General features: G+C 74.5%; 23 protein-coding genes. 10 read left to right on the forward strand and 13 right to left on the reverse strand.

Annotated elements, in window-relative coordinates; translation table 11 throughout:
• The first annotated feature begins 22 nt into the window (after positions 1-22).
• Positions 23-694 carry a TetR/AcrR family transcriptional regulator gene (locus AB7F12_RS03415; RefSeq protein WP_428501853.1) on the forward strand — a complete coding sequence of 224 codons (672 nt, stop codon included), beginning with the start codon at positions 23-25 and terminating at the stop codon, positions 692-694.
• A 43-nt stretch (positions 695-737) separates the two neighbouring features.
• Here the strand turns inward: AB7F12_RS03415 and rocD are convergent, their stop codons facing one another.
• Both rocD and AB7F12_RS03425 read right to left on the reverse strand, forming a co-directional pair.
• Entirely contained in the window at positions 738-2,006 is a 1,269-nt protein-coding gene (rocD, locus tag AB7F12_RS03420; RefSeq protein WP_428501854.1) for an ornithine--oxo-acid transaminase, read from the reverse strand.
• A gap of 143 nt (positions 2,007-2,149) precedes the next feature.
• Entirely contained in the window at positions 2,150-2,605 is a 456-nt protein-coding gene (locus AB7F12_RS03425) for an Lrp/AsnC family transcriptional regulator (protein ID WP_428501855.1), read from the reverse strand.
• A gap of 27 nt (positions 2,606-2,632) precedes the next feature.
• On the opposite strand from AB7F12_RS03425, the gene AB7F12_RS03430 reads away from it, so the two are divergent.
• Positions 2,633-3,883 (forward strand): arginine deiminase, encoded by a 1,251-nt coding sequence (locus AB7F12_RS03430; RefSeq protein WP_428501856.1) that lies wholly within the window; start codon positions 2,633-2,635, stop codon positions 3,881-3,883.
• Positions 3,884-4,009: 126 nt separating this feature from the next.
• A complete protein-coding gene (locus AB7F12_RS03435; RefSeq protein WP_428501857.1) occupies positions 4,010-4,909 on the forward strand; it encodes a S1 family peptidase in 900 nt (299 codons plus the stop codon).
• Positions 4,910-4,916: 7 nt separating this feature from the next.
• On the opposite strand, the gene AB7F12_RS03440 is transcribed toward AB7F12_RS03435, so the two are convergent.
• A complete protein-coding gene (locus tag AB7F12_RS03440; RefSeq protein WP_428501858.1) occupies positions 4,917-6,293 on the reverse strand; it encodes a replication-associated recombination protein A in 1,377 nt (458 codons plus the stop codon).
• Between the two features lie 271 nt (positions 6,294-6,564).
• On the opposite strand from AB7F12_RS03440, the gene AB7F12_RS03445 reads away from it, so the two are divergent.
• The 4 genes from AB7F12_RS03445 (at position 6,565) to AB7F12_RS03460 (ending at position 10,004) form a co-directional block, all read left to right on the forward strand.
• Entirely contained in the window at positions 6,565-7,749 is a 1,185-nt protein-coding gene (locus AB7F12_RS03445) for a PLP-dependent aminotransferase family protein (RefSeq protein ID WP_428501859.1), read from the forward strand.
• An 11-nt stretch (positions 7,750-7,760) separates the two neighbouring features.
• On the forward strand, positions 7,761-8,252 hold the full coding sequence (locus AB7F12_RS03450; protein ID WP_428501860.1) for an Lrp/AsnC family transcriptional regulator: 492 nt from the start codon (positions 7,761-7,763) through the stop codon (positions 8,250-8,252).
• 156 nt (positions 8,253-8,408) lie between these two features.
• The gene (locus tag AB7F12_RS03455; protein ID WP_428501861.1) at positions 8,409-9,563 is read left to right on the forward strand and encodes an aminotransferase class I/II-fold pyridoxal phosphate-dependent enzyme; all 1,155 of its coding nucleotides are present in this window, start codon (positions 8,409-8,411) and stop codon (positions 9,561-9,563) included.
• A gap of 228 nt (positions 9,564-9,791) precedes the next feature.
• Positions 9,792-10,004 (forward strand): hypothetical protein, encoded by a 213-nt coding sequence (locus AB7F12_RS03460; RefSeq protein ID WP_428501862.1) that lies wholly within the window; start codon positions 9,792-9,794, stop codon positions 10,002-10,004.
• 156 nt (positions 10,005-10,160) lie between these two features.
• Here AB7F12_RS03460 and AB7F12_RS03465 read toward each other — a convergent pair whose 3' ends face one another.
• From AB7F12_RS03465 to AB7F12_RS03475, 3 genes are all read right to left on the reverse strand, one after another.
• Positions 10,161-11,048 carry an SGNH/GDSL hydrolase family protein gene (locus AB7F12_RS03465; protein WP_428516253.1) on the reverse strand — a complete coding sequence of 296 codons (888 nt, stop codon included), beginning with the start codon at positions 11,046-11,048 and terminating at the stop codon, positions 10,161-10,163.
• Positions 11,049-11,273: 225 nt separating this feature from the next.
• On the reverse strand, positions 11,274-12,470 hold the full coding sequence (locus AB7F12_RS03470; RefSeq protein WP_428501864.1) for a hypothetical protein: 1,197 nt from the start codon (positions 12,468-12,470) through the stop codon (positions 11,274-11,276).
• A 133-nt stretch (positions 12,471-12,603) separates the two neighbouring features.
• Positions 12,604-15,042, reverse strand: a complete 2,439-nt coding sequence (locus tag AB7F12_RS03475) for an intein-containing Rv2578c family radical SAM protein (protein WP_428516251.1) — start codon at positions 15,040-15,042, stop codon at positions 12,604-12,606.
• A 77-nt stretch (positions 15,043-15,119) separates the two neighbouring features.
• Here AB7F12_RS03475 and AB7F12_RS03480 point away from each other — a divergent pair, with 77 nt between their 5' ends.
• A complete protein-coding gene (locus AB7F12_RS03480) occupies positions 15,120-15,704 on the forward strand; it encodes a gluconokinase (RefSeq protein WP_428499276.1) in 585 nt (194 codons plus the stop codon).
• Positions 15,705-16,428: 724 nt separating this feature from the next.
• Positions 16,429-17,520: a YibE/F family protein gene (locus AB7F12_RS03485; RefSeq protein ID WP_428499275.1), complete on the forward strand. Its 1,092-nt coding sequence runs from the start codon at positions 16,429-16,431 to the stop codon at positions 17,518-17,520.
• Here AB7F12_RS03485 and AB7F12_RS03490 read toward each other — a convergent pair.
• Genes AB7F12_RS03490 through AB7F12_RS03500 form a run of 3 tightly spaced genes read right to left on the reverse strand, consistent with a single transcriptional unit; the run spans position 17,465 to position 20,018 of the window.
• Entirely contained in the window at positions 17,465-18,037 is a 573-nt protein-coding gene (locus AB7F12_RS03490) for a class I SAM-dependent methyltransferase (protein ID WP_428499274.1), read from the reverse strand. The two genes, AB7F12_RS03485 and AB7F12_RS03490, sit on opposite strands and share 56 nt — an antisense overlap.
• A gap of 5 nt (positions 18,038-18,042) precedes the next feature.
• Complete coding sequence (gene hisS, locus AB7F12_RS03495; RefSeq protein ID WP_428499278.1) at positions 18,043-19,299, reverse strand: histidine--tRNA ligase; 1,257 nt, start codon at positions 19,297-19,299, stop codon at positions 18,043-18,045.
• Positions 19,300-19,325: 26 nt separating this feature from the next.
• A complete protein-coding gene (locus AB7F12_RS03500) occupies positions 19,326-20,018 on the reverse strand; it encodes an MBL fold metallo-hydrolase (protein ID WP_428499273.1) in 693 nt (230 codons plus the stop codon).
• 114 nt (positions 20,019-20,132) lie between these two features.
• Here AB7F12_RS03500 and AB7F12_RS03505 point away from each other — a divergent pair, with 114 nt between their 5' ends.
• Positions 20,133-20,993 carry a peptidylprolyl isomerase gene (locus AB7F12_RS03505; RefSeq protein ID WP_428499271.1) on the forward strand — a complete coding sequence of 287 codons (861 nt, stop codon included), beginning with the start codon at positions 20,133-20,135 and terminating at the stop codon, positions 20,991-20,993.
• On the opposite strand, the gene AB7F12_RS03510 is transcribed toward AB7F12_RS03505, so the two are convergent.
• The 4 genes from AB7F12_RS03510 to secF all read right to left on the reverse strand — a co-directional run bounded on the left by AB7F12_RS03510 (position 20,986) and on the right by secF (position 25,689).
• A complete protein-coding gene (locus AB7F12_RS03510) occupies positions 20,986-21,366 on the reverse strand; it encodes a peptidoglycan-binding domain-containing protein (protein ID WP_428499270.1) in 381 nt (126 codons plus the stop codon). The genes AB7F12_RS03505 and AB7F12_RS03510 overlap by 8 nt on opposite strands.
• Before the next feature lie 146 nt (positions 21,367-21,512).
• Positions 21,513-23,843, reverse strand: a complete 2,331-nt coding sequence (locus AB7F12_RS03515) for a RelA/SpoT family protein (RefSeq protein ID WP_428499269.1) — start codon at positions 23,841-23,843, stop codon at positions 21,513-21,515.
• 32 nt (positions 23,844-23,875) lie between these two features.
• Positions 23,876-24,424 (reverse strand): adenine phosphoribosyltransferase, encoded by a 549-nt coding sequence (locus tag AB7F12_RS03520; protein ID WP_428499268.1) that lies wholly within the window; start codon positions 24,422-24,424, stop codon positions 23,876-23,878.
• On the reverse strand, positions 24,421-25,689 hold the full coding sequence (secF, locus tag AB7F12_RS03525) for a protein translocase subunit SecF (RefSeq protein ID WP_428499267.1): 1,269 nt from the start codon (positions 25,687-25,689) through the stop codon (positions 24,421-24,423). Before secF ends, AB7F12_RS03520 begins: the two co-directional genes overlap by 4 nt.
• Position 25,690 lies beyond the last annotated feature (1 nt).

The raw sequence follows: 25,690 nt of genomic DNA on the forward strand, positions 1-25,690 counted from the left end.
CCATTTGGTTACGCTGGGTGCAATGAGTCCGCCCCGAAAACCCCATTCGTCGGATCCGCGTGCCCGCGCCGCGGCCACGAAGCGCAACCGAACGCGCCGGGCGCTGCTCGAGGCGGCCGACGCGGCGTTCACCGCGCGCGGCTGGGCCCGGACCCGGATCGAGGACGTCGCCGCGACCGCGGGGGTGAGCCCGGCGACGGCGTACAACCACTTCCCGGCCAAGCACGCGCTGATCGCCGCGGTCTACGCGCCCCTGATCGCGCCGCTGGTCGCCACGGAGCACGCCCGCGCCGCGAACGGCGACGACGCCACCGCTCCCGACTCCGCCACCCTGCTGGTGGAGCAGATCCGGGCGCTGGCACGTGTCTGCGTCCGCAACCGCGGCCTGACCAGCGCCTACTGGGCCGCGGCCCAGGACTACGCGGTGCGTGTCGAGGCCCCGCCCGACCCCGAGGACGAGCAGGACCCCCGCACCATCGCCCCGGTCGCCGACGTCCTGCACGACCTGGTCGAACGCGCCCAGGCCGCCGGCGAGCTGCGGCCCGACCCACCGGCGGCCACCGTGTGCCCGATCCTCGTCGACGTCCTGCTGGCCCGGATCGCGCTGCACCCGACCGAGACCGTCGAGGCGCTCACCCGGCTCGTCGCGGGACTGGCGCTGGGCGTGCTCGCGCCGGACCGCCCCGCCCGCTGACCGCCCTGCGCGCTCAGGCCCGGCGAGCTCGGGCCCGGCGCGCTCAGGCCCGGCGCGATCGGTCCCGACGCATGTCCGCGAGCACCTCGCCGAGGACGCGGACGGCGGTGCGCAGGTCGGCCTCGGAGATCACCAGCGGCGGGGACAACCGGACGGTCGCGCCGTGGGTGTCCTTCACCAGCACGCCGCGGGCGCACATCCGTTCGCAGACGTCGCGTCCCGACCCGAGCTCCGGGTCGATGTCGACACCCGCCCACAGCCCGGCGTGACGGAACGTGACGACACCGCGACCCACGAGCATGTCCAGTTCAGTGCTCAATAAGTGACCGAGGGTGACGGCTCGCCGGAGCAACGAGCCCTCCTCCAGAAGGCCGATCACGGCCCGGCCGACCGCCGCCGCGAGCGGGTTCCCGCCGAAGGTGCTCCCGTGCTGACCCGGCCGCAGGACCCGCATGACGGCCGCGTCCGCGACGACCGCGGACACCGGCAGGATGCCCCCACCGAGCGCCTTGCCCAGCAGGTACACGTCGGCGTCGACCCCGCCCAGACCACGGGTCGCGAGGACGTGACCGGTCCGGCCCAGCCCAGACTGGACCTCGTCGGCCACGAACAGGATCCCGGCCTCGGTGCACGCCGCCCGGACCTCGGCCAGGTAGCCGGGCGGCGGCACGACCACGCCCGCCTCGCCCTGCACCGGCTCGATCATCACCGCGACCGTGTCGGGGCCGATCACCGCGCGCAGCGCAGCGGCGTCGCCGTACTCCACGACGTCGAAGCCGCCGGGGAACGGGCCGAACCCGTCGCGCGCCTCGGGGTCGGTGGAGAAGCCGACGATGCTGATCGTCCGGCCGTGGAACGCCCGGGCCGCGACGACGATCCGTGCCCGGTCCCGGGGCACGCCACGCACCTCGTAGCCCCACTTGCGGGCCAGCTTGAGCCCCGACTCCACGGCCTCGGCACCGGTGTTCATCGGCAGCACCATGTCCTTGCCGACGAGTGCGGCCAGCTCGGCGCAGAACAGGCCGAGCCGGTCGTTGCCGAACGCGCGGCTGGTGAGGGTCAGCCGGTCGAGCTGCGCGTGGGCGGCCGCGAGCAGGTCGGGATGGGCGTGACCGAAGTTCAGGGCGGAGTAGCCGGCGAGGCAGTCGATGTGGCTGCGCCCCTCGACGTCGACGACCCGGGCGCCGCTGCCGCGGGCGAGGACGACGGGCAGCGGCGCGTAGTTGTGCGCCGAGTGCGCCGCGAGCAGGGCCTCGTGGTGGGCGGTCGCCTCCCCGGGGCCGGCGTGCTGGGGCGGGGTCGTGAGGGTCACGGTGGCGCCTCCCGTCGTCCGTGTCACCGTCGTCCTCCCACGCTAGGAACGCCTCGGACGTGCCACAACGCCGCGACGTTGCACGTGCGCGCGGGATCGTTGCGTCCTGACCGCGATCGCCGACCGATCGTTGCGCGGGCGCGTCAGGCGGTGCGCGGACCCGCTCCACGGCGCAGCAGCGGCGACAGCACCAGTACCGACTTCGTGCGGGCGACGAACGGCTCCGCCCCGATACGCTCGAGCACCCGCTCGAAGTCGCGCATGTCGGCGGCCAGGATGTGCAGCAGCGCGTCGGCCTCGCCCGAGATCGTGCTCGCGTCGACCACCTCCGCGTGCTGCTCGACCGCGGCGCGGATCGTCTCCGGCGGCGTCGACGAGCGGCAGTACAGCTCGACGTAGCCCTCGACTGTCCAGCCCAGCGCGGCCGGGTCCAGCGTCACCGTGAACCCCGTGATCGCCCCGCCCTCGCGGAGCCGGTCGACGCGCCGCTTCACCGCCGACGCCGTCAGCCCCACCCGGGCGCCGAGGCCGGCGTAGCTGCGCCGGGCGTCGGCGGCGAGCAGCGCCAGCAGCTGCTCGTCGAGCCGGTCCAGGTGCATCGGCCCATCATCGGCCACGATGGGCACATGGTGGAGCCTTCGCTGCGTGCCGGCCCGTCGTTCCGGGTCGACTCCGAGGTCGGCACGCTGCGCCGCGTCGTCGTCCACCGGCCCGGGCTGGAGCTCAAACGGCTCACCCCCGGCAACAAGGACCGGCTGCTGTTCGACGACGTGCTGTGGGTCGCGCGGGCCCAGGCCGAGCACGACCGGTTCGTCGCCGTCCTGCGCGAACGCGGTGTGCGGGTGGACCTGTTCGGCGACCTGCTGCGGGCGACCCTGGCCGTCCCCGCGGCCCGCAAGTACGTGCTCGACACCGTCGTCGACGACCGGGTCTACGGGCCGCTGGCCGTCGACGGGCTGCGGGCCTGCATGGACGCGATGGACGTCGACACCCTGGCCGAGCACCTGGCAGGCGGGATCACCAAGCGGGAGGTGCTGGAGCGGATCGCCGAACCGGCGTCGATGGCCTTCCACGTCCTCGACCTCGACGACTTCGTCCTCGAGCCGCTGCCCAACCACCTCTACACGCGCGACACCTCGGTGTGGATCCACAGTGGTGTCGCCGTCAACTCGATGCGGCGCGAGGCCCGGATGCGCGAGACCGTGCACTGGGAGGCGGTCTACCGCTGGCACCCCGAGTTCGCCGCCGCCGAGTTCGCCACCTGGTCCGACGGTGCCGCCGACGGCCCGGCGACCGTCGAGGGCGGCGACGTGCTCGTCGTCGGCGGCGGCGCGTTGCTGGTCGGGCTGTCCGAGCGGACCACCCCGCAGGGGGTGGAACGGCTGGCGCGCAGGCTGTTCGCCGGGGGCGAGATCGACCGGATCGTGGCGCTGCGGCTGCCGTCGTCGCGGGCGCAGATGCACCTCGACACCGTCATGACGATGGCCGACCCCGAGACGCTCGTGACCTACGCCGGCCTCGGCGAGCTGCCCGCCTACACCGTCCGGCCCGGGCCGCGCCCCGACGCGATGCACGTGACCGACCATGCGCCGCAGCAGATGTACACCGCGATCGCCGCGGCGCTCGGCGTCGGGACGCTCCGGGTCCTGACCGCCGAGCAGGACGTCCACGCCGCCGAACGCGAGCAGTGGGACGACGGGTGCAACGTGCTCGCGGTCGCGCCGGGCGTCGTCGTCGCCTACGAGCGCAACGTCACCACCAACTCGCACCTGCGGCGCAACGGGATAGAGGTCCTGGAGATCCCCGGCGGCGAGCTGGGCCGCGGTCGCGGCGGACCGCGGTGCATGAGCTGCCCGCTGCTGCGCGACCCCGCCTGACGGGCCCGCAGGCGCCGCCGACGGCGACAAGGGGTGACGAACACGACCCGGACGTGCACCGGGCGTGACCGCCGTTGCCGACGATCGTTCACCGGGAGACGCCTCCCACGAGAAGGGCTCCCCGCCGTGTCCGTCCGTCTCCGCCGTGTGATCTGCGGTGTCGCCATCCTCGCTGCCGCAGTCACCACGCTGCTGGCCGCGACACTCGCGGCGCCCGCGTCCGCGGCCCCGGTGACCGCCCTGCTCGACCCGGCCGCCGTCAAAGCGCTCCTCGACGGCCGCGCCGCGCTCGGGCTGCCCGCCGAGGTCGCCGACTACGGCGTGGACCCGCAGAGCGGACGCCTCGTCGTCGACCTCACCGGCTCCCGGACACCCGCCGTCGACGAGCTGCTCGCCGGCGTCGCCCCGGACGTCCTCGACGTCCGGACCGACGCCCCCGCGCCCCGCCACCACGCCACCACGCTGAAGGGCGGCGACACCATCATCAGCGGCTCACGGCGCTGCACCCTCGGCTTCCCGGCGACGGGCGGCGGCCGCACATGGCTGCTCACCGCGGGCCACTGCACCCGCGGGTCCGGGACGTGGAACGTCGAGACGGCCGGTGACGCGCTCATCCCCGTCGGCTCCGGCGCGCGCACCGCGTCGTCGGGCACCGACGTCGGTGCCGTGCCCGTCTCCGGGACCGGGGTACAGGTCCGCGGCATCGTCGGCGCGGTCGCGGTGCGGGGCTCGACCCCGGCCGCCGTCGGGTCGTCGGTCTGCCTCTACGGCTCCACCAGCGGGCGCGTCTGCGGGACCATCACCGCCCTCGACCGGACCGTGAACTTCGAGGGCACCATCCAGTACGGCATGACGGCGACGTCGATCTGCTCGGCGGAGGGCGACTCCGGCGGCCCCTACATCACCTCGTCGGGCCAGGCGCAGGGCATCCACTCCGGCGGCGGCACCGGCCGCGGCTGCACCAGCTACTTCACCCCGATCAGGCCGGCGCTCTCGACGTTCGGGCTGACGCTGCTGACGAGCTGACCCGCACTCACGTCGGCTCGCGCGCGGCGGTGTCCCCGCGCACCGCCCGGCGCAGCCTCGGGACCCGCTCCGCGAGTACCCGCTCCGCGCCCCGCGACGTCGGGGAGTAGTAGTCGCGGCCGACGAGGTCGTCCGGCGGGTACTGCTGGGCCAGGACGCCGTCGGCGACGTCGTGGGGGTAGCGGTAGCCGATCGCGTTGCCCAGCTTCTCCGCCCCCGAGTAGTGCCCGTCGCGCAGGTGGGCCGGCACCGACCCCACCTTGCCCGCCCGCACGTCGGCCATCGCCGCGTCGATCGCCGTGATCGCCGAGTTCGACTTGGGTGCCGTGGCCAGGTGCAACGTCGCCTGCGACAGCGCGATCCGCGCCTCCGGCATGCCGACGAGCTGCACCACCTGCGCGGCCGCGGTGGCCGCCAGCAGCGCCGTCGGGTCGGCCAGGCCGATGTCCTCGCTCGCGTGGATCATCAGCCGGCGCGCGATGAACCGCGCGTCCTCCCCCGCGACGATCATCCGGGCCAGGTAGTGCAGCGCCGCGTCCGGATCGGAGCCGCGGATCGACTTGATGAACGCGCTGATGACGTCGTAGTGCTGGTCGCCCGCCCGGTCGTAGCGGACGGCGACCTCGGTGACCGCGCGCTCCACCTCGGTCACCCCGACCTCGGTGCCCCCGTCGGCGCGCACCCCGTCGGCCGCGGCCTCCAGCGCCGTGAGCGCCCGCCGCGCGTCGCCCGCCGCGAGCCGGACCAGGACCTCCTCGCCGTCGTCGGTGAGCGCGACGGCACCGGCGAGGCCGCGCTCGTCGGTGACCGCGCGGCGCAGCAGCCCCCGCAGCTCGTCGGGCTCCAGCGACCGCAGCTGCAGCACCAGCGACCGCGACAGCAGCGGCGCCACCACCGAGAACGACGGGTTCTCCGTGGTGGCCGCGACGAGCAGCACCACGCGGTCCTCGACCGCACCGAGCAGCGCGTCCTGCTGGGTCTTGGAGAAGCGGTGCACCTCGTCGATGAACAGCACCGTGCCGGTGCCGTCACGGTCGAGACGGCGACGGGCGTCGTCGATCACCGCCCGCAGCTCCTTCACCCCCGCCGAGAGCGCCGAGAGCGCCACGAACCGGCGCGACGCGCCGCCGGAGCCCGCCATCAGCCGCGCCAGCGTCGTCTTGCCCGTGCCGGGCGGGCCGTAGAGCAGCACCGACGCCGCCGAGCCGCCCTCGAGCAGCCGCCGCAGCGGGGCACCGGGCCCCAGCAGGTGGCGCTGGCCCGCGACCTCGTCGAGCGACCGCGGGCGCATCCGCGCCGCGAGCGGCGCACCCGGGCGGACGTGACCCTCGTCGGGATCGGCCCCGTCGTCCGGGGAGATGTCGAACAGCCCGTCGATGCTCATCGGGGTGCAGCCTGCCATCGGGCACCGACGACCTCGCAACGACCTCGGAACCACCCGATCCAGGTGTGCCACATGTTGAGATCACAGTTCCGGATCGCAGAAACGCGACGACAATCGTGGGCAGGGTCCGGCCCAACCGGCCACACCCCACACCTCTCGCAGTGATCGATCCGCGCGGGACATGCGGTCGGGCGCCCACCAGCGCCCGACCCGACCCCGCCCGGTGCTGCGGCCCCGCCACCGGGCACCGTCCCGTGCCCCGGAGGCCCTCATGAGCTCCCTCGCCCCACACCCCTACCCGCTCTCCGCCCGGCTGCGCGACGTCCGCAGCTCCGCGATCCGCGACCTGCTCACCCTCACCGCCCGCGCCGACGTGCTCAGCCTCGCGGGCGGCCTGCCCGCCGCCGACCTGCTGCCGCACACCCGGATCGCCGACTCCGCCGCCCGCGCGCTCGCCACACCCGGCGCCGCCCAGTACAGCGAGACCGCCGGCGTCGCCACCCTGCGCGAGGTCGTCGCCGGGCTCGAGTCCGCCCGCACCGGCCGCGACATCGGCACCGGCGACGTCGTCGTCACCAGCGGGTCCCAGCAGGCCCTCGACCTGCTGGCCCGCGCCACCCTCGACCCCGGCGACGCCGTCGTCGTCGAGGACCCCGCCTACGTCGGCGCGCTGCAGGTGTTCCAGGCCGCCGGCGCCGTCCTGCACGGCGTGCCCGTCGACTCCGCGGGCATGGACGTCGACGCCCTCGAGGTGCTCCTGCTGGGCGGGCTGCGGCCCCGGCTCGTGCACACCGTGGCGAGCTTCCACAACCCGCGCGGCGTCACCCTGTCGCAGGCGCGGCGGGCCCGGCTGTGCGCACTCGCCGACCGCTACGGCTTCCTCGTCGTCGAGGACGACCCCTACGGCCTCCTCTCCTTCGACGGGCCGCCGCCGGTCCCCGTCGCCGCCCACGGCGAACGCGTCGCCCGCCTCGGCAGCGCCTCCAAGGTCCTCGCACCCGCCCTGCGCGTCGGCTGGCTCGTCGCACCCCCCGAGGTGTGCGCCGGCGTCGAACGGCTCAAGCAGTCCACCGACCTCTGCGGCTCCGCACTCACCCAGACCGTCGCCGCCGAGCTCCTCGCCGACAGCACCTGGTTCGACGAGCACCTGCGCGGCCTGCGTACCGCCTACCGGTCCCGGGCCCGGGCCCTCACCGACGCGCTCGACGACGCCTTCGGCGACACGATCACCCGCAGCACACCCACCGGCGGGATGTTCTGCTGGGTCGAGTTCCGCGACGGCCGCGACACCGGCGCGCTGCTGCCACGGGCCGTCGACCACGGCGTCGCGTTCGTGCCCGGAGCCGCGTTCGCCGTCGGCGCGCCGCTGACGTCGGCACTGCGATGCAGCTTCGCCGGCTACCCCGAACCGGTGCTGCGCGACGCGGTCCTGCGGTTCGCGGCCGCGGCGACGTAGGGTTGTCGATCGTGCGGGAGATCCTCGAGTTACTGGAACGCGACTCCTCGTTGAGCCACGACACCATCGCGACGATGCTCGGCCTGCCCGTCGAGGAGGTGTCGGCCCGGATCGCGGAGTGGGAGACCAGCGGCGTCATCCGCCGCTACAAGGCCGTCGTCGACTGGGAAGCCGTCGACGACGCCATCGCCCGCGAGAGCGTCGTCGCCTTCATCGACGTCTCCGTCGCCCCGGCACGCGGCGTCGGGTTCGACGACGTGGCGCTGCGCATCTCGCGCTTCGACGAGGTCACCAGCGTGCACCTCGTGTCCGGCGGGCACGACCTGCGCTGCACCGTCGTCGGCCGCGACATCCGCGCCATCAGCGACTTCGTCAGCCAGCGGCTGTCCACCATCGACCGGGTCATGTCGACCGCGACGCACTTCGTCCTCAAGACCCACAAACGTGACGGCGACGTCTTCGCCGAGCCGGAGCCCGACCACCGGCTCCGCGTCACACCCTGACGGGCGCCCCATGGCCCCCTCACCGCGGTCCCGGCGCCCGGACGGCACCCGGCGGCGTCGCGGCGCCCCGGTACACCCGCGCTCCGTCCCGCCCCGAACCGCCCGGATCACCGAGCCCGTCGACGGCGACCGACCAGACACCCCCTTGGAGACCCCGTGAAGCCCCTCAACGAGGTCATCGCCGCCTGCCCGCCCTCGGGGATCCGGCGCTTCTTCGACATCGCCGCCGAGATGGACGACGTCATCTCCCTCGGCGTCGGCGAGCCCGACTTCGTCACACCGTGGCGCATCCGCGAGGCCGGCATCTACGCCCTCGAGCACGGCTACACCACCTACACCTCCAACGCCGGGCTCCCGGCCCTGCGCATGCTGATCTGCTCGGACCTGCAGCAGCGCTACGGCGCCGAGTACGCGTGGGACACCGAGTGCCTCATCACCACCGGCGTGTCCGAGGGTCTCGACCTCGCCCTGCGGGTACTGCTCAACCCCGGCGACGAGGTGATCATCCCGGAACCCTGCTACGTCGCCTACGAGCCGTGCGTGGCCTTCGCCGGCGGCACCACCGTGCGGGTGCCGACGCGCTGGGAGGACCGCTTCACCGTCGACGTCGACGTCGTCGCCGCCGCGATCACCCCGCGCACCAAGGCGATCCTGATCGGGTCGCCCGCCAACCCCACCGGTGCCGTACAGCCCCGCGAGACTCTGCAGGCGCTCGCCCGGCTCGCCGAGAAGCACGACCTGTACCTGATCTCCGACGAGATCTACGACCGGCTCACCTACAACGGCAGCCACACCTGCCTGGGCGCCGTCCCCGAGGCCCGCGACCGCACCGTCGTCCTCGGCGGGTTCTCGAAGGCCCAGGCCATGACGGGCTGGCGCGTCGGCTGGATCTGCGCGCCGCAGGCCGTCGCGGAACTGTGCGTGCGGGTGCACCAGTACACGATGCTGTGCGCACCCCACGTCTCCCAGCTCGCCGCCGTCGAGGCGCTGACCTCGGCCGAGACCGACGTCTCGGAGATGGTGGCCGACTACGACCGCCGCCGGCGGGTGTTCGTGAAGGGGCTGCGCGAGATCGGCCTGGAATGCCCGGAGCCCGACGGCGCCTTCTACGCCTTCCCGAGCATCCGCACGTCCGGCCTCGACTCCGAGACCTTCGCCGAGCGGCTGCTCAAGGAGCACGGCGTCGCCGTCGTGCCCGGCAACGTCTTCGGACCGTCCGGCGAGGGGCACGTCCGCTGCTCCTACGCCACCGCGCTCCCCCAGCTCGAGACCGCCGTCGACCGCATGGCGACGTTCCTGCAGAGCCTCTGACATCGCGCCGGTCCGGGCTGCTGCCCCGGGTGCCGCCGGGACCGGTCCACGGCTGGGGCGGCCCGGACCGTTGCCCACCGCGACGGTCGGACCTCCGAGTGTCCACACCGCGACCGTCCGGGCCCCGAGTGTCGGGGGCCGAGCGGAGTTGCACGATCGCAACGCCCCGGCCGCCGGAACGCGGGTGTCGTTCACCGTTGCGCAACACCGCCGCGGGACGCTGAGGGCATGGCTGCCACGAGCACCCCCGACACCTGCCCCAGCTGCGCCCGGCCGCGGACCACCACGGACCCCGGTGGGCTCGCCTGGAGCAGCGAGCACCTCGCCGACGGCACCGTCGTCCTCACCTGCGGTGACTGCACCCGTGCGCAGCTCTGGCGCATCGAGGCCCTCCTCGCGCCCGAGCCCGTCGCCGTGCCGGCCCCCGCCCACGCCGCCTGATCCGCACGTCGGGGCCGCCCGGCCCCGGATGCGGGGTGTCGATCCCGGCACCGGGGGACGCCCTCGCCCGGTGCCGGGCGACGTCCCCGCCCCGGCGCAGCGCGCCGGGGGGCCGCGGCGACCCCGCGCTGCACCGACCACGGCACCAGGTGGTTCTCAGCCGGCGGCGCGGACCTCCACGGCCGCAGGACCGGCGGCGCCGCCCGGGCCGGCCGTCGTCGGCACCGCGGACAACGGCGCCGCGTCCCGGACCCGACACGACCCGCCCCGGCCCGCCCGCACCCCGTCGAGCAGCCCGGCGAGGATCACCGGGGCGAGGTCGCGGCCGCGGCGCACCAGCCACGGAACCCCCTTCACGACGAGCCACGCCACCCGGTGCACGGTCGTGACCCGGCGCCCGCCCGCGCAGGTCAGCGACACAGGTCCGGCAGGCTCGAAGGTGCCGGCGGCGATGTCGGCGAGCGCCGCGGCGAGCCTGCGGTGCCCGAGCTCGGACGGGTGCAGCCGGTCGACGGCCCAGGCGGACCTGTCGTAGCCGCCGGGCAGCCCGTCGAGATCCAGGACGGCCGCACCGGCGCGCCCGGCGGCGGCGTCGACCGCGGCGTTGAGCGCGGCGATCCGGGCGTGCAGGGCCCGGCGCAACGGCGCCGGCAGCCGGAACACCCGGGTGTGGTCGTGGTAGCGCATGACGACGACCAGCGCACCCGACGCGCGCAGCGCCGCGATCGTCGTGGCGCAGTCGGCCTCGATGGCGACCGGGTCGAAGTCGGCGCGCAGCGTGTCGTTCATGCCGGCGCACACGACGGCCACGTCGACCGGGGTGTCCACGGCCGACTCGACGACCGACGGCAGCTGTTCGCGGAGCACCGCACCCATCCGGGCACCGGACCGTGCCCGGTTGTCGAGGACGCAGGCCGGGCCGAGGGCGTCGCGCAGCAGCACCGGGAACCCGCGCCAGCCGCCGTCGACGGGGTCGCCGATGCCGACGGCCGTCGAGTCGCCGAGCACGACGAGCCGGCCCGCCGCACGCCGCGGCGGGGCCACCGGTCCGGGCGGGCGGCCCGGCCGTGGGGTGCAGGGGCGGGCGGGCTGCGGGCCACGCGGGGGCGCTGCGGAAGCGGGTTCGGAACGCAGCGGCGGGGCAGACGGCGGGGTCACGGCGGTCACCCTCGCTCCGGCGCCCCGACCTGCGGTGTGCGTACGGTGACGTGTCACGGGCGACCCGCGGAACGTCCGGTGCCCCGGGCCCGTCCGGCCCGACGGGCGGGGTCAGGCCGTGCTGCGGAACGCCGGGTAGAGCGGAAGGGCCGCCGGGGCGTCGGAGAAACGGGCACGCAGCGCCGCGGTGATCGACTCGGCGAGCTCCACCGTCGCGTCGAGGCCCCCCGCTTCGGCCGCGGCGACGCCGAGCCGGCGCCAGTAGTCGCACAGTGCGGTGCTGATCCGGGGCGACCGCCCCGTCTCCGGGCCGACCGACGTGTCGCGTTCCCGGATGCGCGGCAGGAACCACCAGGTGCACAACCACACCCACAGCAGCTGCGCGTCGAGGAGGCGGCGGTCCAGGCGCAGCGGGTCGTCGAGGTCGGGCCAGACGACGGCGATCTCGTCGCGCCAGGCCTCCAGCATCGCCTCGCTCATGCCGTCGGGCATCGCGAAGCTGGCCCGGCAGCCGGGGAACGGGACCCGGAAGTAGGCGGCGTCGAGCGCGACGTCGCGGAAGCAGCCCCACTCGAAGTCGACGAACCGCACACCGCGGCTGGTGACGAGGTTGTTGTCGGGGCAGGTGTCGGACGGGCTGAACGCCCGGTACCGGGTGCCGCCGAGCAGCCGTGCGGTCTCGTGGGCCTGTGCCTGCGCCGTGGCCGTGGTGCTCACCCCGAGGACGGACCGGAGCAGGTCGGGCACCCCGGCGATGGCGGCGCGGGCCTCGTCGGCGATCGGGTCGCGCCAGGCCTTCTCCCCCAGCCTGCGCAGCAGCGCCCCGAAGTCGTTCTCCCGACCGGCGGTGGCGGCCTGCATCCGGCCGAGCGCGCGGGCCCAGCCGACGAGGTAGCGCTGCGCGGCGGCCGGGTCGGGCCCGAAGAGCTTGTCGGCGAGCGTGGAACTGCGGCCCAGGTCCTCCAGGACGAGGAGCCGGGCCTGCGGGTCGTGGGCGATGATCACGGGGCTGGGCCGGGCGTCGGCGGGCAGCGCCGTGAACAGCTGGCAGCTGGCGACCTCGAAGTGGAACGGGTCGGGCCGGTCGGCGTCGGGCTCGGCGACGTAGTGCTTCACCACGACGCTGCGGCGCATCGAGAACGGGTTGCGGGCCACGCGGGCACGCGCGACCACGGACCGGTCGCTGCCGCCGAGGTCCTCGGGATCGGCGAGCACGACAGATGCGCCGTACCGGCGGGTCAGCAGGCGCTCCGCAGCCGCCAGCGCCGCGAGCACCGGCCTGGGGAAGTCGGCCAGGTCACGAACCATCGTGGTCGACCTTACCCGGCGCGGCCCCGGTCGAACCCACATGTCCGACGCAGACTCCGGATACGCCCCGGCCGCGGTGTCGGCGCCCGGGCCCGGCCGGGGTCCGGTGCACGCCGCTGCGCCGCCCCGATGCTCACAGCAGGCTCAGCTGTTCACCCTGGTCCGAGGCCTGCGCGCCCCGTTGCGCCGCACCACTGCCCGGGACGTCGCCACCGGCGCCGTCCGCAGCATCGACCCGCCCCCGCAGCCGCATCGTCGTCACCGGCCGGTCGAGGCCGTGACGACGCAGCAGGGGCGTGACCCGCTCCCCCAGCGCCCGGCGGTACTCGGGGTCGACGTAGGCACCACGCCGGTACAGGTGCGCGTACCGCTCGACCAGACCGGGGTGCTCCCGGGCGAGCCATTGCAGGAACCACTCCCGGGTGCCGGGGCGCAGGTGCAACGCCAGGACGGTGGCTCCCGTCGCACCGGCCGCCGCGATCCGGCCCAGCACGGCGTCGAGAGCCTCGGCCGAGTCGCTCAGGCAGGGCAGCACCGGCGCGACCATCACCCCGCAGGGCAGTCCGGCGTCGGTGATGCGGCGGACGAGGTCGAGCCTGGCCCGCGGCGACGGCGCACCCGGTTCCAGCCCGGAATGCAGTTCCTCGTCGAGCAGCGCGATGGAGACACCGAGCCCGACCGGCACGTCGTCGGCCGCCGCGGCGATGTCGGGCAGGTCGCGGGTCAGGACGGTGCCCTTGGTCAGCACCGAGAACGGTGTTCCCGTGTCGGCGAGCGACCGCAGGATGGCCGGCATCAGCCGGTACCGGCCCTCGGCCCGCTGGTAGGGGTCGGTGTTGGTACCCATCGCGACCGGCTCGCGGCGCCACCGCGGCCTGCGCAGCTCCCGGTCGAGGACGCGCGCGGCGTTGACCTTGACGACGATCTGGTTGTCGAAGTCGGCTCCCGCGTCGAGGTCGAGGTAGGTGTGGGTGTTGCGGGCGAAGCAGTTGTGACTGATCACGCCCTCGGCGACGAAGTCGCCCGTGCCGGTGGTGATGTCGAACATCGGCTGCCGCCGACCCAGCACACGAATCCCGACGACCTGCGCACCCACCGCAGCCACCGCAGCACCGGCCATGTCGCGCACCGCGGCCGAGCTCGGGTCGACGCGGCCGACGAGCCGTACGACGGTGTTGGCGTCGCCCGGCAGGACCGCCTCGACGACGCCCTCCACACCGACGCACCCGGTGGACGACGAGGCGAACCGCAGGCCCAGGCCACGACCGGCCGCGACCAGGCGCTCGACGAGCTCCTCGCCGCGGGGCCCCGCCGCGCGCACCACCAGACCGTCGGCCGTCCGCTCACCCGCCGCGTCGAGCACGCCCGCGACGAAACCGGCGCACCAGTCGAGCCCGGGGCGCAGCGGCCACCCGCTCGGACGGGCCACGACGCCCGCCGCACGGACACCCCCGCCGGACGGCAACGGGACGCGCCGCAGCCCGGGCTCACCGGCCTCGCGGCCGGGTCCGCGGGTCCGGACCCGCGGACCCGCCGCCGGGCGGTTCGCCGGCGAGGACCACACGCCGGGCTCGCCGCGGAGCCGCGTCCACCGCCCGGGACCCGCGGGGGTGGGTCGCCCGGCGGCGACCGGTCGGCCGGTGCCGGAGGCCTGCGGGCGACCGGGTGCCGGAACGGCCGGACCGCAACGCCCGGCGGCCGACGACGTCGCGGGGCCACTCTCGTCGACCGGTACGACGACCGCTCCGCCCCGCGCGGCGGAGCCGGCGGCCGTCTCGTCGCGCGCTGCGCGGCGGGCCGCCCCTCCCGTCGCGAGCTCGTCGGGGGCGGGGACCTGCAGCTCACCCGGCGCGGCCTCGGCGGTGACCGACACCATCCGGTGCAGCCGGGCAAGCGTCTCCAGCGGAATCCGGTCCGACGGGAACGTCTCGTCGGACTCGGCAGCCGGATGGGCCGCGTCGGCCCTCGCGACACCGCACAGGTACCCGGCCCGGTAGCCGGGGGTCCACTCCGGCGGCTGCGTCGGCGCGCCCGGACCGAGCAGCGTCTCGCCCGGACGCAGGTGCGGGCGACGGCCGCTGCGACACCATCCCGGCGCGACGTGCCGCCAGCCCCGGGAGGTGAGGAAGCGGTGCTCACCGCTGGTGACGAGGCGCGTCCCGTCACTCAGCTCGACCTCCCAGCCCTCGCGGTCGGTCTCCCAGTGTGCGAGGACCTGGGTCCGGACGTAGCGGCGGACACCGTCGGCCCCCCTCTCGGTGCCGAGGACGGCGTCGCCCACCCCCAGCTCGGCGATCGGACGCGTCCGCCCGTCGGCCAGGAGGACCCTCGTGGCGCCGTCGAGGCAGTAGACACACGCGTGCGAACAGCCGCGGTAGGGGTTGACCGTCCACGAGAACGGCATCGGCGAGCCGCCCGGCACCCTGTTCAGCATCGACTTCGCCTCCACCTCGTGGAACACCGTGCCGGCGAACTCCGGCGTCCGTACGCTGCGCAGCAGCCCACGCAACCCCGGCAGCGCCGCATCGCCGCCCACCCCGTCGTCCCCGACCTGCTGTCCGCTCCACCGCACCCACTGATTCGAACATGTGTTCGAACTCCGGGCAAGCTCTCGACCCGCGCCGGGCGCCGACCGTGCATCCTGAGCCGGTGAGCGGCACCAGGGCACCCGGCCGTCGGCGACCCGGCCTTCCGCGACCCGACCACGCAGCCGCGACGACGACGCTGGTGGTCGCCGGGGTCGCGGGCTCCGGGAAGTCGACGGTCGCGCGCGCGGTGGCCGAGCGGACGGGCTGGGCGTTCGTCGAGGGCGACGACCTGCACCCCGAGGCCAACCGCCGCAAGATGGCCGCGGGCGTGCCGCTCGACGACGCCGACCGGCTCCCGTGGCTGCGGCGCATCGCCGACTGGGTCGGGGCGCGGGAACAGGAGGGGCGGTCCGCGGTGGTCGCCTGCTCGGCGCTGCGCCGCCGCTACCGCGACCTGCTCCGCGACGGGCACCCGTCGGTCCGGTTCGCCCTGCTGGAGGTCCCCGCCGACGTGCTCGACGCCAGGCTGCGGGCCCGACAGGGGCACTTCATGCCGGCGTCGTTGCTCGGCAGCCAGCTCGCGACGCTGGAGCCGCTCGACCCCGACGAACCAGGCTCGGTCCATCCCGCGGACGGTCCGGTGGCCGCGTCGGTCGCCGCGGTCCTCGCCGGTCTCGGCAGGCTGCCGCCGGCACCCGGGGGCTGACCGCGGCGGGAGCGGCCGTCGCCCGGTGGCCGCCGGACCGGGGTCGGGTTGGGAGGATGCGCACGTGCCCCCGCCCGAGGACCGACGCCGGCGCACCGCGCCGACCCCGGACACCCGGCCGCGCCGCCACCGAGCCCCCGAGCCGGATCGCCGCTCGGTTCACGGCCCGGGCCGCGAGCAGGACCCCGGCCCGGGCCCCGAACCGGAGACGCCGGTCCTCGGCGTACGGGAAGTCGACGTACGGGAAGTCGACGTACGGGAAGTCGACGTACGGGAAGTCGACGTACGGAAAGTTGGCATACGGGAGGTCGGCGTACCGGACGGCGGCGAACCGGACCTCGGCGTGCCGGACAGCGGCGAACGGGGGGTCGGCGTACCGGACCTCGGCGAGCGCCCGCCGCACAGGGCGCCGGACCCGCCGCCCACGTCCCGGGCACCGCGCCCGGCCCCCCCACACCCCGGCCCCGACACCGACCGCGACCCGGCGCCGCCCGCCACAACGGCTCACAGCGAACCCCGGCACCACAGCGAACCCCGGCACCACAGCGCCCCGCAGGAGCCGCACGCCCCCCGCGGCCGCAGCGACCCCGCGACCACCGACCACCCCCGCCGCACACCACCCCGCGGAGCTCGCCGCCGAGCCACCCCCACCGGCCACGGACACGGACACGGACCGACCGGACCGTCGGCACGTCGTGTCCGCGTCCTGATCGCCGCGCTCCTCGTGCCCTGCGCACTCGCGACGCTGGTCGGCCTGGTCGTGCTCTGGCCACGAGGCGGCCCGCCGACGACGGTCGCGCAGCCCGGCACACCCGTCGACGCCCAGGTCGTCGCGGCCCAGCGCGCCGACTGTTCCCCCGGTGACGGCACGAACGCCTGCCTCGGGCTGACGGTGCGGATGGAGGACGGCCCGCTGCCGGGTCGCGATCTCGTCCAGATCCTGCCGGTGGAGCCCTCGACACCGCGGTTCGCGGTCGGCGACGAGGTCGTGCTGCAGTGGTCGGGCGCCGACCCCCTCGACCCGGGCTCCTACCAGGTCGTCGACTTCCAGCGCGGGGCGCCGCTGATCTGGCTGGCGGCGCTGTTCGCGGCGGCGGTCCTGGCGCTGGGCCGGTGGCGCGGGCTGGCGGCGCTGGTCGCGCTGGGCCTGACGTTCGTGGTGCTGCTGATGTTCGTGCTGCCGTCGATCGTGTCGGGGCACGACCCGCTGGCGGTGGCGATCGTCGGGTCGTGCCTGGTGATGTTCGTGGTGCTGTACCTGACGCACGGGCTGTCCGCCCGGACGTCGACGGCGGTGCTGGGGACGTTGGCGTCGCTGGCGTTGATCGGGGTGCTGGGCGCGGTGTTCGCGGGCGCGGCCCGGCTCACGGGTCTGGACGACCAGACGGCGAACCTCATCGCGACGCTGGGGGCGCCCGTCGACGCCCGCGGGCTGCTGCTGGCGGGGTTCGTGATCGGCGCGCTGGGGGTGCTGGACGACGTCACGGTGACGCAGACGAGCGCGGTGTGGGAGCTGCGGGCGGCGAACCCGGACCTGTCCGCCGCGGCGCTGTTCGCGGCGGCGATGCGGATCGGGCGCGATCACGTGTCGTCGGCGGTGAACACGCTGGTGCTGGCCTACGCGGGTGCGTCGCTACCGTTGATGCTGATCTTCTCGGTGTCCGGCGACGGGCTGGGGCACGTGCTGACGATCGGGGACGTGGCGACGGAGATCGTGCGGACGCTGGTCGGCAGCATCGGGCTGGTGGCGTCGGTGCCGATCACGACGGGTCTGGCGGCGTTGGTGGCGAGCCGGGAGCCGCGGCCGGCGGCGTGACCGCGATCAAGGTCGCAGCGCCGTCGCCCTCCTCGTGGGCGACGACGTCCAGCCCGGCGAACGCCGCCGCCAGCTCGCCCGGTACGGCCCGGAAGGGGCCGGGCTCGTCGTCGATCTCCGACAGCACGGTGAGGACGAGCATCCCGCCCGGCGCCAGCACGGCCGTGAACGCCGGGTAGAGCCGTGGGTCGCGGAACCGCTGGCAGACGATGAGGTCGTAGGGTCCCGCGCAGTCGGCGGGCAGCCCCGCGTCGAGGTCGGCGAGGATCCACCGGACCCGTGGTTCGAGCGCCGCGCCGGCCGCGAGCGCGACGGGTGACACGTCGACGGCGTCGACGACGAACCCGCGCCGGGCCAACCATGCCGCGACCGTCCCGCGTCCGCAGGCGACGTCGAGCGCCCGGCCGCCCGCGGGCAGCAGGTGCTCGCGTCCGCGCAGCGCGTCGGGTGGGGCCGGGGCCCCGGCGCCCGCGACGGTGTGCCGGGCGTCCCAGCGTTCCCGGTCGGCGACGGCCACCGGCGTCAGCCGGCGACGCGCGCGGCGACCGTGTCGACCACCGCGTCGAGCGCGACGGCATCCTGGTCGCCGGAGGCGAGGTCCTTGACGCCGATCGTCCCGGCCTCGATGTCGCGCTCGCCCAGGACGAGCGCGAACCGTGCACCGGACCGGTCGGCGGACTTCATCGCGCCCTTGAGCCCGCGCCCGCCGTAGGACACGTCGACGCGTACCCCGGTGCGGCGCAGCGCCGCGGCGACGACGACGAGCCGGTCGAGTGCCCGCTCGCCGAGGGGTACGCAGAAGACGTCGACGCGCGGGGCGTCGTCGACCGCGATGCCTTCGGCCCGGCAGGCCAGCAGGGTGCGGTCGACGCCGATGCCGAACCCGACGCCGGACAGCGCCTGCCCGCCGAGGACCTCCATGAGCCCGTCGTAGCGGCCGCCGCCGCCGATGCCGGACTGGGCGCCGAGGCCGTCGTGGACGAACTCGAACGTCGTCTTCGTGTAGTAGTCCAGGCCGCGGACCATGCGCGGGTTCTCGACGTAGGCCACGCCCAGGTCGTCGAGGTGGCGTTTCACCGCGGCGTGGTGCGCGGCGGAGGTGTCGGAGAGGTGGTCGACGAGCAGCGGCGCGTCGGCGAGCAGCGCGCGGACCTCGGGGCGCTTGTCGTCGAGCACGCGCAGCGGGTTGATCGCGGCGCGGTGGCGGGTGGCCTCGTCGAGCGGCAGCCCGGCGAGGAACTCCTGGAGCCGCTCGCGGTAGGCGGGCCGGCACTCGGCGTCGCCCAGCGACGTCAGCTCCAGCCGGTAGCCGGTGAGCCCGAGGGAGCGGAAGCCCTCGTCGGCGACGGCGATGACCTCGGCGTCGAGGGCCGGGTCGTCTACCCCGATGGCCTCGACGCCGACCTGCTGGAGCTGGCGGTAGCGGCCCGCCTGGGGGCGTTCGTAGCGGAAGAACGGCCCGGCGTAGCGCAGTTTGACGGGCAGGCCCTGCCGGTCGAGGCCGTGTTCGATCACGGCGCGGACGACGCCGGCGGTGCCCTCGGGGCGCAACGTCACCGAGCGGTCGCCGCGGTCGGCGAACGAGTACATCTCCTTGCTGACGACGTCGGTGGACTCCCCCACGCCGCGGGCGTAGAGGCCGGTGTCCTCGAAGATCGGCAGCTCGATGTGGCCGTAGCCGGCGCGGTCGGCGGCGGCGACGAGCGCGTCGCGGACGCGGACGAACCCGTCGGCGGGCAGGTACTCCGGGATGCCCTTGGGCGCGGCGAACGGCTGCAGCCGCGCGGTGCCGGTCCGGGTGGCGGTCACATTCCCCTCCGTGCGGGCGGCATCTCGCCCAGGTCCTGCAGGAACGGGTTGGTGGCCCGCTCCCTGCCGATGGTGGTCGTCGGGCCGTGGCCGGGTAGTACGAACCCGGAGTCGTCGCGCACGAGCAGCTTGTCGCGCACGCTGGCCAGCAGCTGCTGGTGCGACCCGCCCGGGAGGTCGGTCCGGCCGACCGACCCCGCGAACAGGGTGTCGCCGGCGAGGATGACCTCGGTCCCGTCGTCGGACGGGGTGCTGAACACGACCGAGCCCGGTGTGTGGCCGGGGGTGTGGTCGACGCGCAGGGTCAGCCCGGCGAGCTCGAGGTCGGACCCGTCGGCGAGCAGTTCGACCGACCGCGGCTCCCGCAGTTCCAGGCGGCCGCCGAAGAACGCGGCGGACTCCGCGGAGATGCCCTTCAACGGGTCGGCGAGCATGTCCCGGTCGTCGGGGTGGATCCAGGCGGGGATGTCGTTGCCGTCGCACACGGGCGCGACACTGAACGTGTGGTCGAAGTGCCCGTGGGTGAGCAGGACGGCGACGGGGCTCAGCCGGTGCTCGGCGAGCAGCTCCTCGAGGGGCTCGACCGCGTCCTGTCCGGGGTCGACGACGATGCACGCCTCCCCCGCCGCGCGGGCGAGCACGTAGCAGTTGGTCTGGAACGACCCGGCCGGGAAACCTGCGACGAGCACCCCGCAACAGTAGTCGCGCCCGCCCAGGTTCCTCTCAGGGACGGTGGATAGGCTCGCGCGACCGGCCGCTCCCGCCGGAAATGCCGGATAACCAGGCCAGGAGGATGCACCGCGGTGGCCACGAACCAGATGCGACGCGAGGCGGCCAAGCGCAAGCTCGCGCAGCAGCAGATGCGCCGGGCCGAGCAGGCGCGGCGCCGCAAGCAGGTCGCCACGATCACGACGGCCGTCGTCGTGGTGGTGGTCGTCGTCGGCGTCGTGCTGCTCACGACGATCGGGTCGGGCGGCGGGTCGAGCACCCCGTCGTCGACGGATCCGAGCAGCAGCGCCGCCGCGGGCGTCACGCCCGACGCGATCCCGACGGCCACGGTCCCGCTGCCGACGCGCCCGGACCCGTTCCCCGCGACGGTGTCGTGCGACTACAAGGCCTCCGGTACGCCGTCGAAGCCGGTGAACCCGCCCCCGGGTGCCGACGTGAGTGCCCGCGGCACCGTCCCGGTGACGTTGCAGACCAGCGCGGGTGCCATCCCGATGACGCTGTCGCGTGACCTGGCGCCGTGTGCGGTGAACAGCTTCGTGAGCCTGGCCCAGCAGGGCTACTTCGACGGGTCGGGCTGCCACCGGCTCACCACGTCGGCGGGGCTGCAGGTGCTGCAGTGCGGCGACCCGACCGGCACGGGCTCCGGCGGTCCCGGCTACCAGTTCGCCGACGAGGTGTTCCCGCAGCTCACCTACGGCCGCGGCCTGCTCGCGATGGCCAACGCCGGCCCGGACACCAACGGCAGCCAGTTCTTCATGATCTACGGCGACGCACAGCTCCCGCCGAGCTACACGGTGTTCGGCGAGATCTCGCCCGAGGGCCTGCAGGTGATCGACACGGTGGCGAAGGCCGGCAGCGACGGCTCGATGGAGTCCGGCGCGGGCGGCGGCAAGCCGATCACCCCGGTGACGATCGAGAAGACCACCGTCAGCTGACGACGCGACTCGCGAACGGCCCCCGTGCACGGCGACGAGCACGGGGGCCGTTCGGCGTCCGGCAGCCCCCGCGGGTCGGGGCCGTGCCGTCCCAGGCGGCCCGCCAGGTCCGCGGGCCGAGCTTGCCCGACGGGGTCGAGCCGTTGGCGCGCTGCAGGTCCAGGACGGCGAGGCGGGGCGTCTCCAGACAGCAGCCGGTGCCCTGGAAGCCGTAGCCGTGGCGGTTCATCTGCAGCTGCCACTTCTTCAGGGCGGGGTCGCAGTCGCCGTAGGTCCAGACCTTGCCGGGCCATGCGGGCGGTCCGGCCGGGGTGGGCGGCGGCGTGGCGGGCGAGGTGCCGAGACCGAGGATGCTGTCACGCGGTGTCGCCACAAGATCACGAGGCGGAACGTTGGGGAGCGACCACGGCCGTCACAAGAGTTGTCTCGGGTACCGCACGTGTGCGTGCGCCACGTGCGGTACCCGATCGAGTAGGGGCGTCGGACCCCGAGCGCCGTCGGTCGCGCCGCGGTCGTGTCTCAGCTCGCGGAGGTCACGCGGTAGACGTCGTAGACGCCCTCGACGTTGCGGACCGCGCGGAGCAGGTGCCCGAGGTGCTTCGGGTCGCCCATCTCGAAGCTGAACCGCGACACCGCGACCCGGTCGCGCGACGTCGTCACCGACGCCGACAGGATGTTGACCCGCTCGTCGGCCAGGACCTTCGTGACGTCGGAGAGCAGCCGGTGCCGGTCGAGCGCCTCGACCTGGATCGCGACGAGGAACACCGACCCCGGCGACACCGCCCAGGCCACGTCGAGCAGCCGTTCGGAGCGGGCCTGCAGGTCGAGCGCGTTGGTGCAGTCGGTGCGGTGGACGCTGATGCCGCCACCGCGCGTCACGAAGCCGAGGATGTCGTCGCCGGGCACGGGCGTGCAGCAGCGGGCGAGCTTGGTGTACATGTCGCCCGCGGAGCTGCCGTCGGGGTTGACGACCATGACGCCCGCGTCGCCGGTGGGCCTGCGCTGTCGCACGGTGGACGGGGTGGAGCGCTCCGCGAGCTCCTCCTCCGCGTCCTCCATGCCGCCCAGCAGCGCGACGAGGCGCTGCACGACGTGGCGGGCGCTGGCGTGGCCCTCCCCGACGGCGGCGTAGAGCCCGGACAGGTCGGGGAAGTGCAGCTCGCGCGACAGCGCGGCCATCGAGTCGGGTGAGGCGAGGCGCTGCAGCGGCATGCCGGTGCGCCGCGCCTCACGGGTGATGGCGTCCTTGCCGGCTTCGATGGCCTCTTCGCGGCGTTCCTTGGCGAACCAGTGCTTGATCTTCGTCTTGGCCCGCGGGGACGCGACGAACGACAGCCAGTCGCGGCTCGGGCCGGCGCCCTCGGCCTTGGAGGTGAAGATCTCGACAACGTCGCCGGACTCCAGGGTCCGTTCGAGCGCGACGAGGCGGCCGTTGACCCGCGACCCGATGCAGCGGTTGCCGACCTCGGTGTGCACGGCGTACGCCAGGTCGACCGGTGTCGAGCCGGTGGGCAGCGTGACGACGTCACCCTTGGGGGTGAAGACGAAGATCTCCTGCGACGCCAGGTCGAAGCGCAGCGACTCGAGGAAGTCGCCGGGGTCGGCGGCCTCCCGCTGCCAGTCGAGGAGCTGGCGCATCCAGGACATCTCGTCGATCTCGACGGTCTGGGCCCCGTTCGAGCCCTTCGTCTCCTTGTAGCGCCAGTGCGCGGCGATGCCGTACTCGGCGGTGCGGTGCATCTCGCGGGTGCGGATCTGCACCTCGAGCGGCTTTCCGTCGGGACCGATCACGGTGGTGTGCAACGACTGGTAGACCCCGAAGCGGGGCTGGGCGATGTAGTCCTTGAACCGGCCCGGCATCGGCTGCCACAGGGCGTGGACCATGCCCATGGCCGCGTAGCAGTCGCGGACCTCGTCGACGAGCACCCGGACCCCGACGAGGTCGTGGATGTCGTCGAAGTCGCGGCCCTTGACGATCATCTTGCGGTAGATCGAGTAGTAGTGCTTGGGCCTGCCCTCGACGGTCGCGGCGATCCGCGCGCCCTCGAGCTGCTGCATGACCTCGTCGATGACCTGCTTGAGGTAGGTGTCGCGCGACGGCGCCCGGGTGGCGACGAGCCGGACGATCTCCTCGTACTTCTTGGGGTGCAGGATCGCGAACGACAGGTCCTCGAGCTCCCACTTGACCGTCGCCATGCCGAGCCGGTGCGCCAGCGGCGCCATCACCTCGAGGGTCTCGCGGGCCTTCTTGGCCTGCTTCTCCGGCGGCAGGAAGCGCATGGTGCGCATGTTGTGCAGCCGGTCGGACAGCTTGATGACCAGGACCCGGGGGTCGCGGGCCATGGCGACGACCATCTTGCGGATGGTCTCGGCCTCCGCGGCCGAGCCGAACTCGACCTTGTCGAGCTTGGTGACGCCGTCGACGAGGTGCGCGACCTCGTCGCCGAAGTCGGTGGACAGCCGCTCGAGGGAGTAGTCGGTGTCCTCGACGGTGTCGTGCAGCAGGGCCGCGACCAGCGTCGTCGTGTCCATGCCCAGCTCGGCCAGGATCGTGGCGACGGCCAGCGGATGCGTGATGTACGGGTCGCCCGACTTGCGCTTCTGGTGGGCGTGCTTGGCCTCGGCGACGTCGTAGGCGCTCTGCAGCAGCCCCAGGTCGGCGTTGGGGTGCATGGTGCGGTGCACGGTCGCCAGCGGCTCGAGGACCGGTTTGACGATCGCGACGCGCTGCGGGGTCATCCTGCGGGCGATGCGGGCGCGGACACGGCGCGTCGCCGAAGGTTTCGTCACCGCCGAGCCGGGGCCCTCGGGACCGGGGACCGGCGGCGCGGCCGGTTGCAGATCCGTCATGCGCGCTCCACCTCGAGAAGGATAGCCCCGGCTCAGTACGTCAGCAGCGAGTGGACCTCGACACCGCCCAGCGCGCCGCGCCCGCCCAGCGCCACGAGCTCGACGAGCGTGCCGAACCCCGTCACGGTCGCGCCGACGTCGGCGAGCAGCGCGCACGTCGCCGCCGCGGTCCCGCCGGTGGCCAGCACGTCGTCGACGACGAACACCCGCGCCCCGGGCGCGACGACGCCCTCGGGGAGCTCCAGGGTGGCCTCGCCGTACTCGAGGGCGTAGCTGCGGCTCGCGGCGACCCGCGGCAGCTTGCCCGCCTTGCGCACCGGGACGACGCCGACACCGGCGACGACGGCCACCGCGGACCCGATGAGGAACCCGCGGGCCTCGACACCTGCGACGAGGTCGGCCTCGCCGACCAGGGCCGCGAGCTCGGTGGCGACGACGGTGAGCGCCTGCGCATCGGCGAGGACGGGTGTGATGTCGCGGAACAGCACTCCCGGCTCGGGGTAGTCCGGCACGTCCCGGACCAGCGCCGCGAGCTGCTCGGCCGGGTCGTCGTCCGGGTCACCGACCGGCTGGGCCGTCATCGCCTGCGCTGCTTCCCGGAGGGCTGCCCGGTGGGCCTGCCGGACTTGCCCGTCGGCCGCCCGGCCCCGCCGCCCTGGGGGCGGCGGCGGCGCTGCGCACGGGCGGGGGTGCCCGCCGCCGCGGCGACGGCACGCTCGCGGCGCAGGTCCGCCGCGACCGACTCCTCGTCGGTGGCGTCGAGCTCGTCGGCGGCGGCCGAACCGTCGGAGGTCCCGGCCCGGGCGGCCCGCGCGCGGCGGGCCTTGACCCGTTCGGCCTGTTTGCGGAAGCGCGGGTCGCGCATCTTCAGGTCGACCAGCAGCGGGGTGGCCAGCAACAGCGACGACAAGGCGCCCGCGACGATACCGACGAGCTGCACCAGCGCCAGGTCGGCGAGCGTGCCGACGCCCAGCAGCCCGACCCCGACGACCATCAGCCCGAGGACGGGCAGGACGGCGATGAGCGAGGTGTTGATCGAGCGCATCAGGGTCTGGTTGAGCGCCAGGTTGGCGGCCTCCCCGTAGGTGCGCCGTGTCAGGCCCAGCAGCCCGCGCACGTTCTCACGCACCTTGTCGAACACGACGACCGTGTCGTACAGGGAGAACCCGAGGATCGTGAGCAGGCCGATGACCGTGGCCGGGGTGACCTCGAAACCGATGATCGAGTAGATGCCGGCCGTGACGATGACGTCGTGCAGCAGCGCGACCAGCGCCGCGACGGCCATCGCCCGTTCGAAGTAGAACGCCAGGAACAGCGTCACCAGCACCAGGAACACCGCGAGCGCGATGACCGCCTGCCGGGTGATCTGCCCACCCCAGATGCCGCTGACCGCGCTGTCGCTGATGGCCTGCGGCGACGGTGTGCCGTCGGGTCCGAGGGGCTGGAACGCCGCGAACAGGGCGTCCTTGAGCGCGAGCGTCTGCGCCTGGTCGATCGGCTCGGACCGCAGCTGGATCGTGGCCGACGCGCCGCTCCCGGCCACCTGCACCGACGCCGGCTCCTGGCCGACGCTGCGCTGGTAGACGTCGGAGACCTGCTGGGTGGAGATCGGGCCGGCCGCTCCGGTGGCCGAGAACTGGATCTTCGTGCCGCCGGTGAAGTCGATCCCGAGGTTGAAGCCGCGCAGGACGATCGACAGCAGGCAGATCAGCACCAGGGCGCCGAACGTGACGTACCAGATCTTGCGCTTGCCGACGATGTCGAACGCGCCGGTGCCGGTGTAGAGCCTGCTCAGCGTGCTGCCGCGGGGCTTGCCCGCGGTCGTGCCCGCGCTCCGGTCAGCCACG

Source organism: Pseudonocardia sp., from assembly GCF_050250275.1.
Lineage (GTDB): Bacteria > Actinomycetota > Actinomycetes > Mycobacteriales > Pseudonocardiaceae > Pseudonocardia.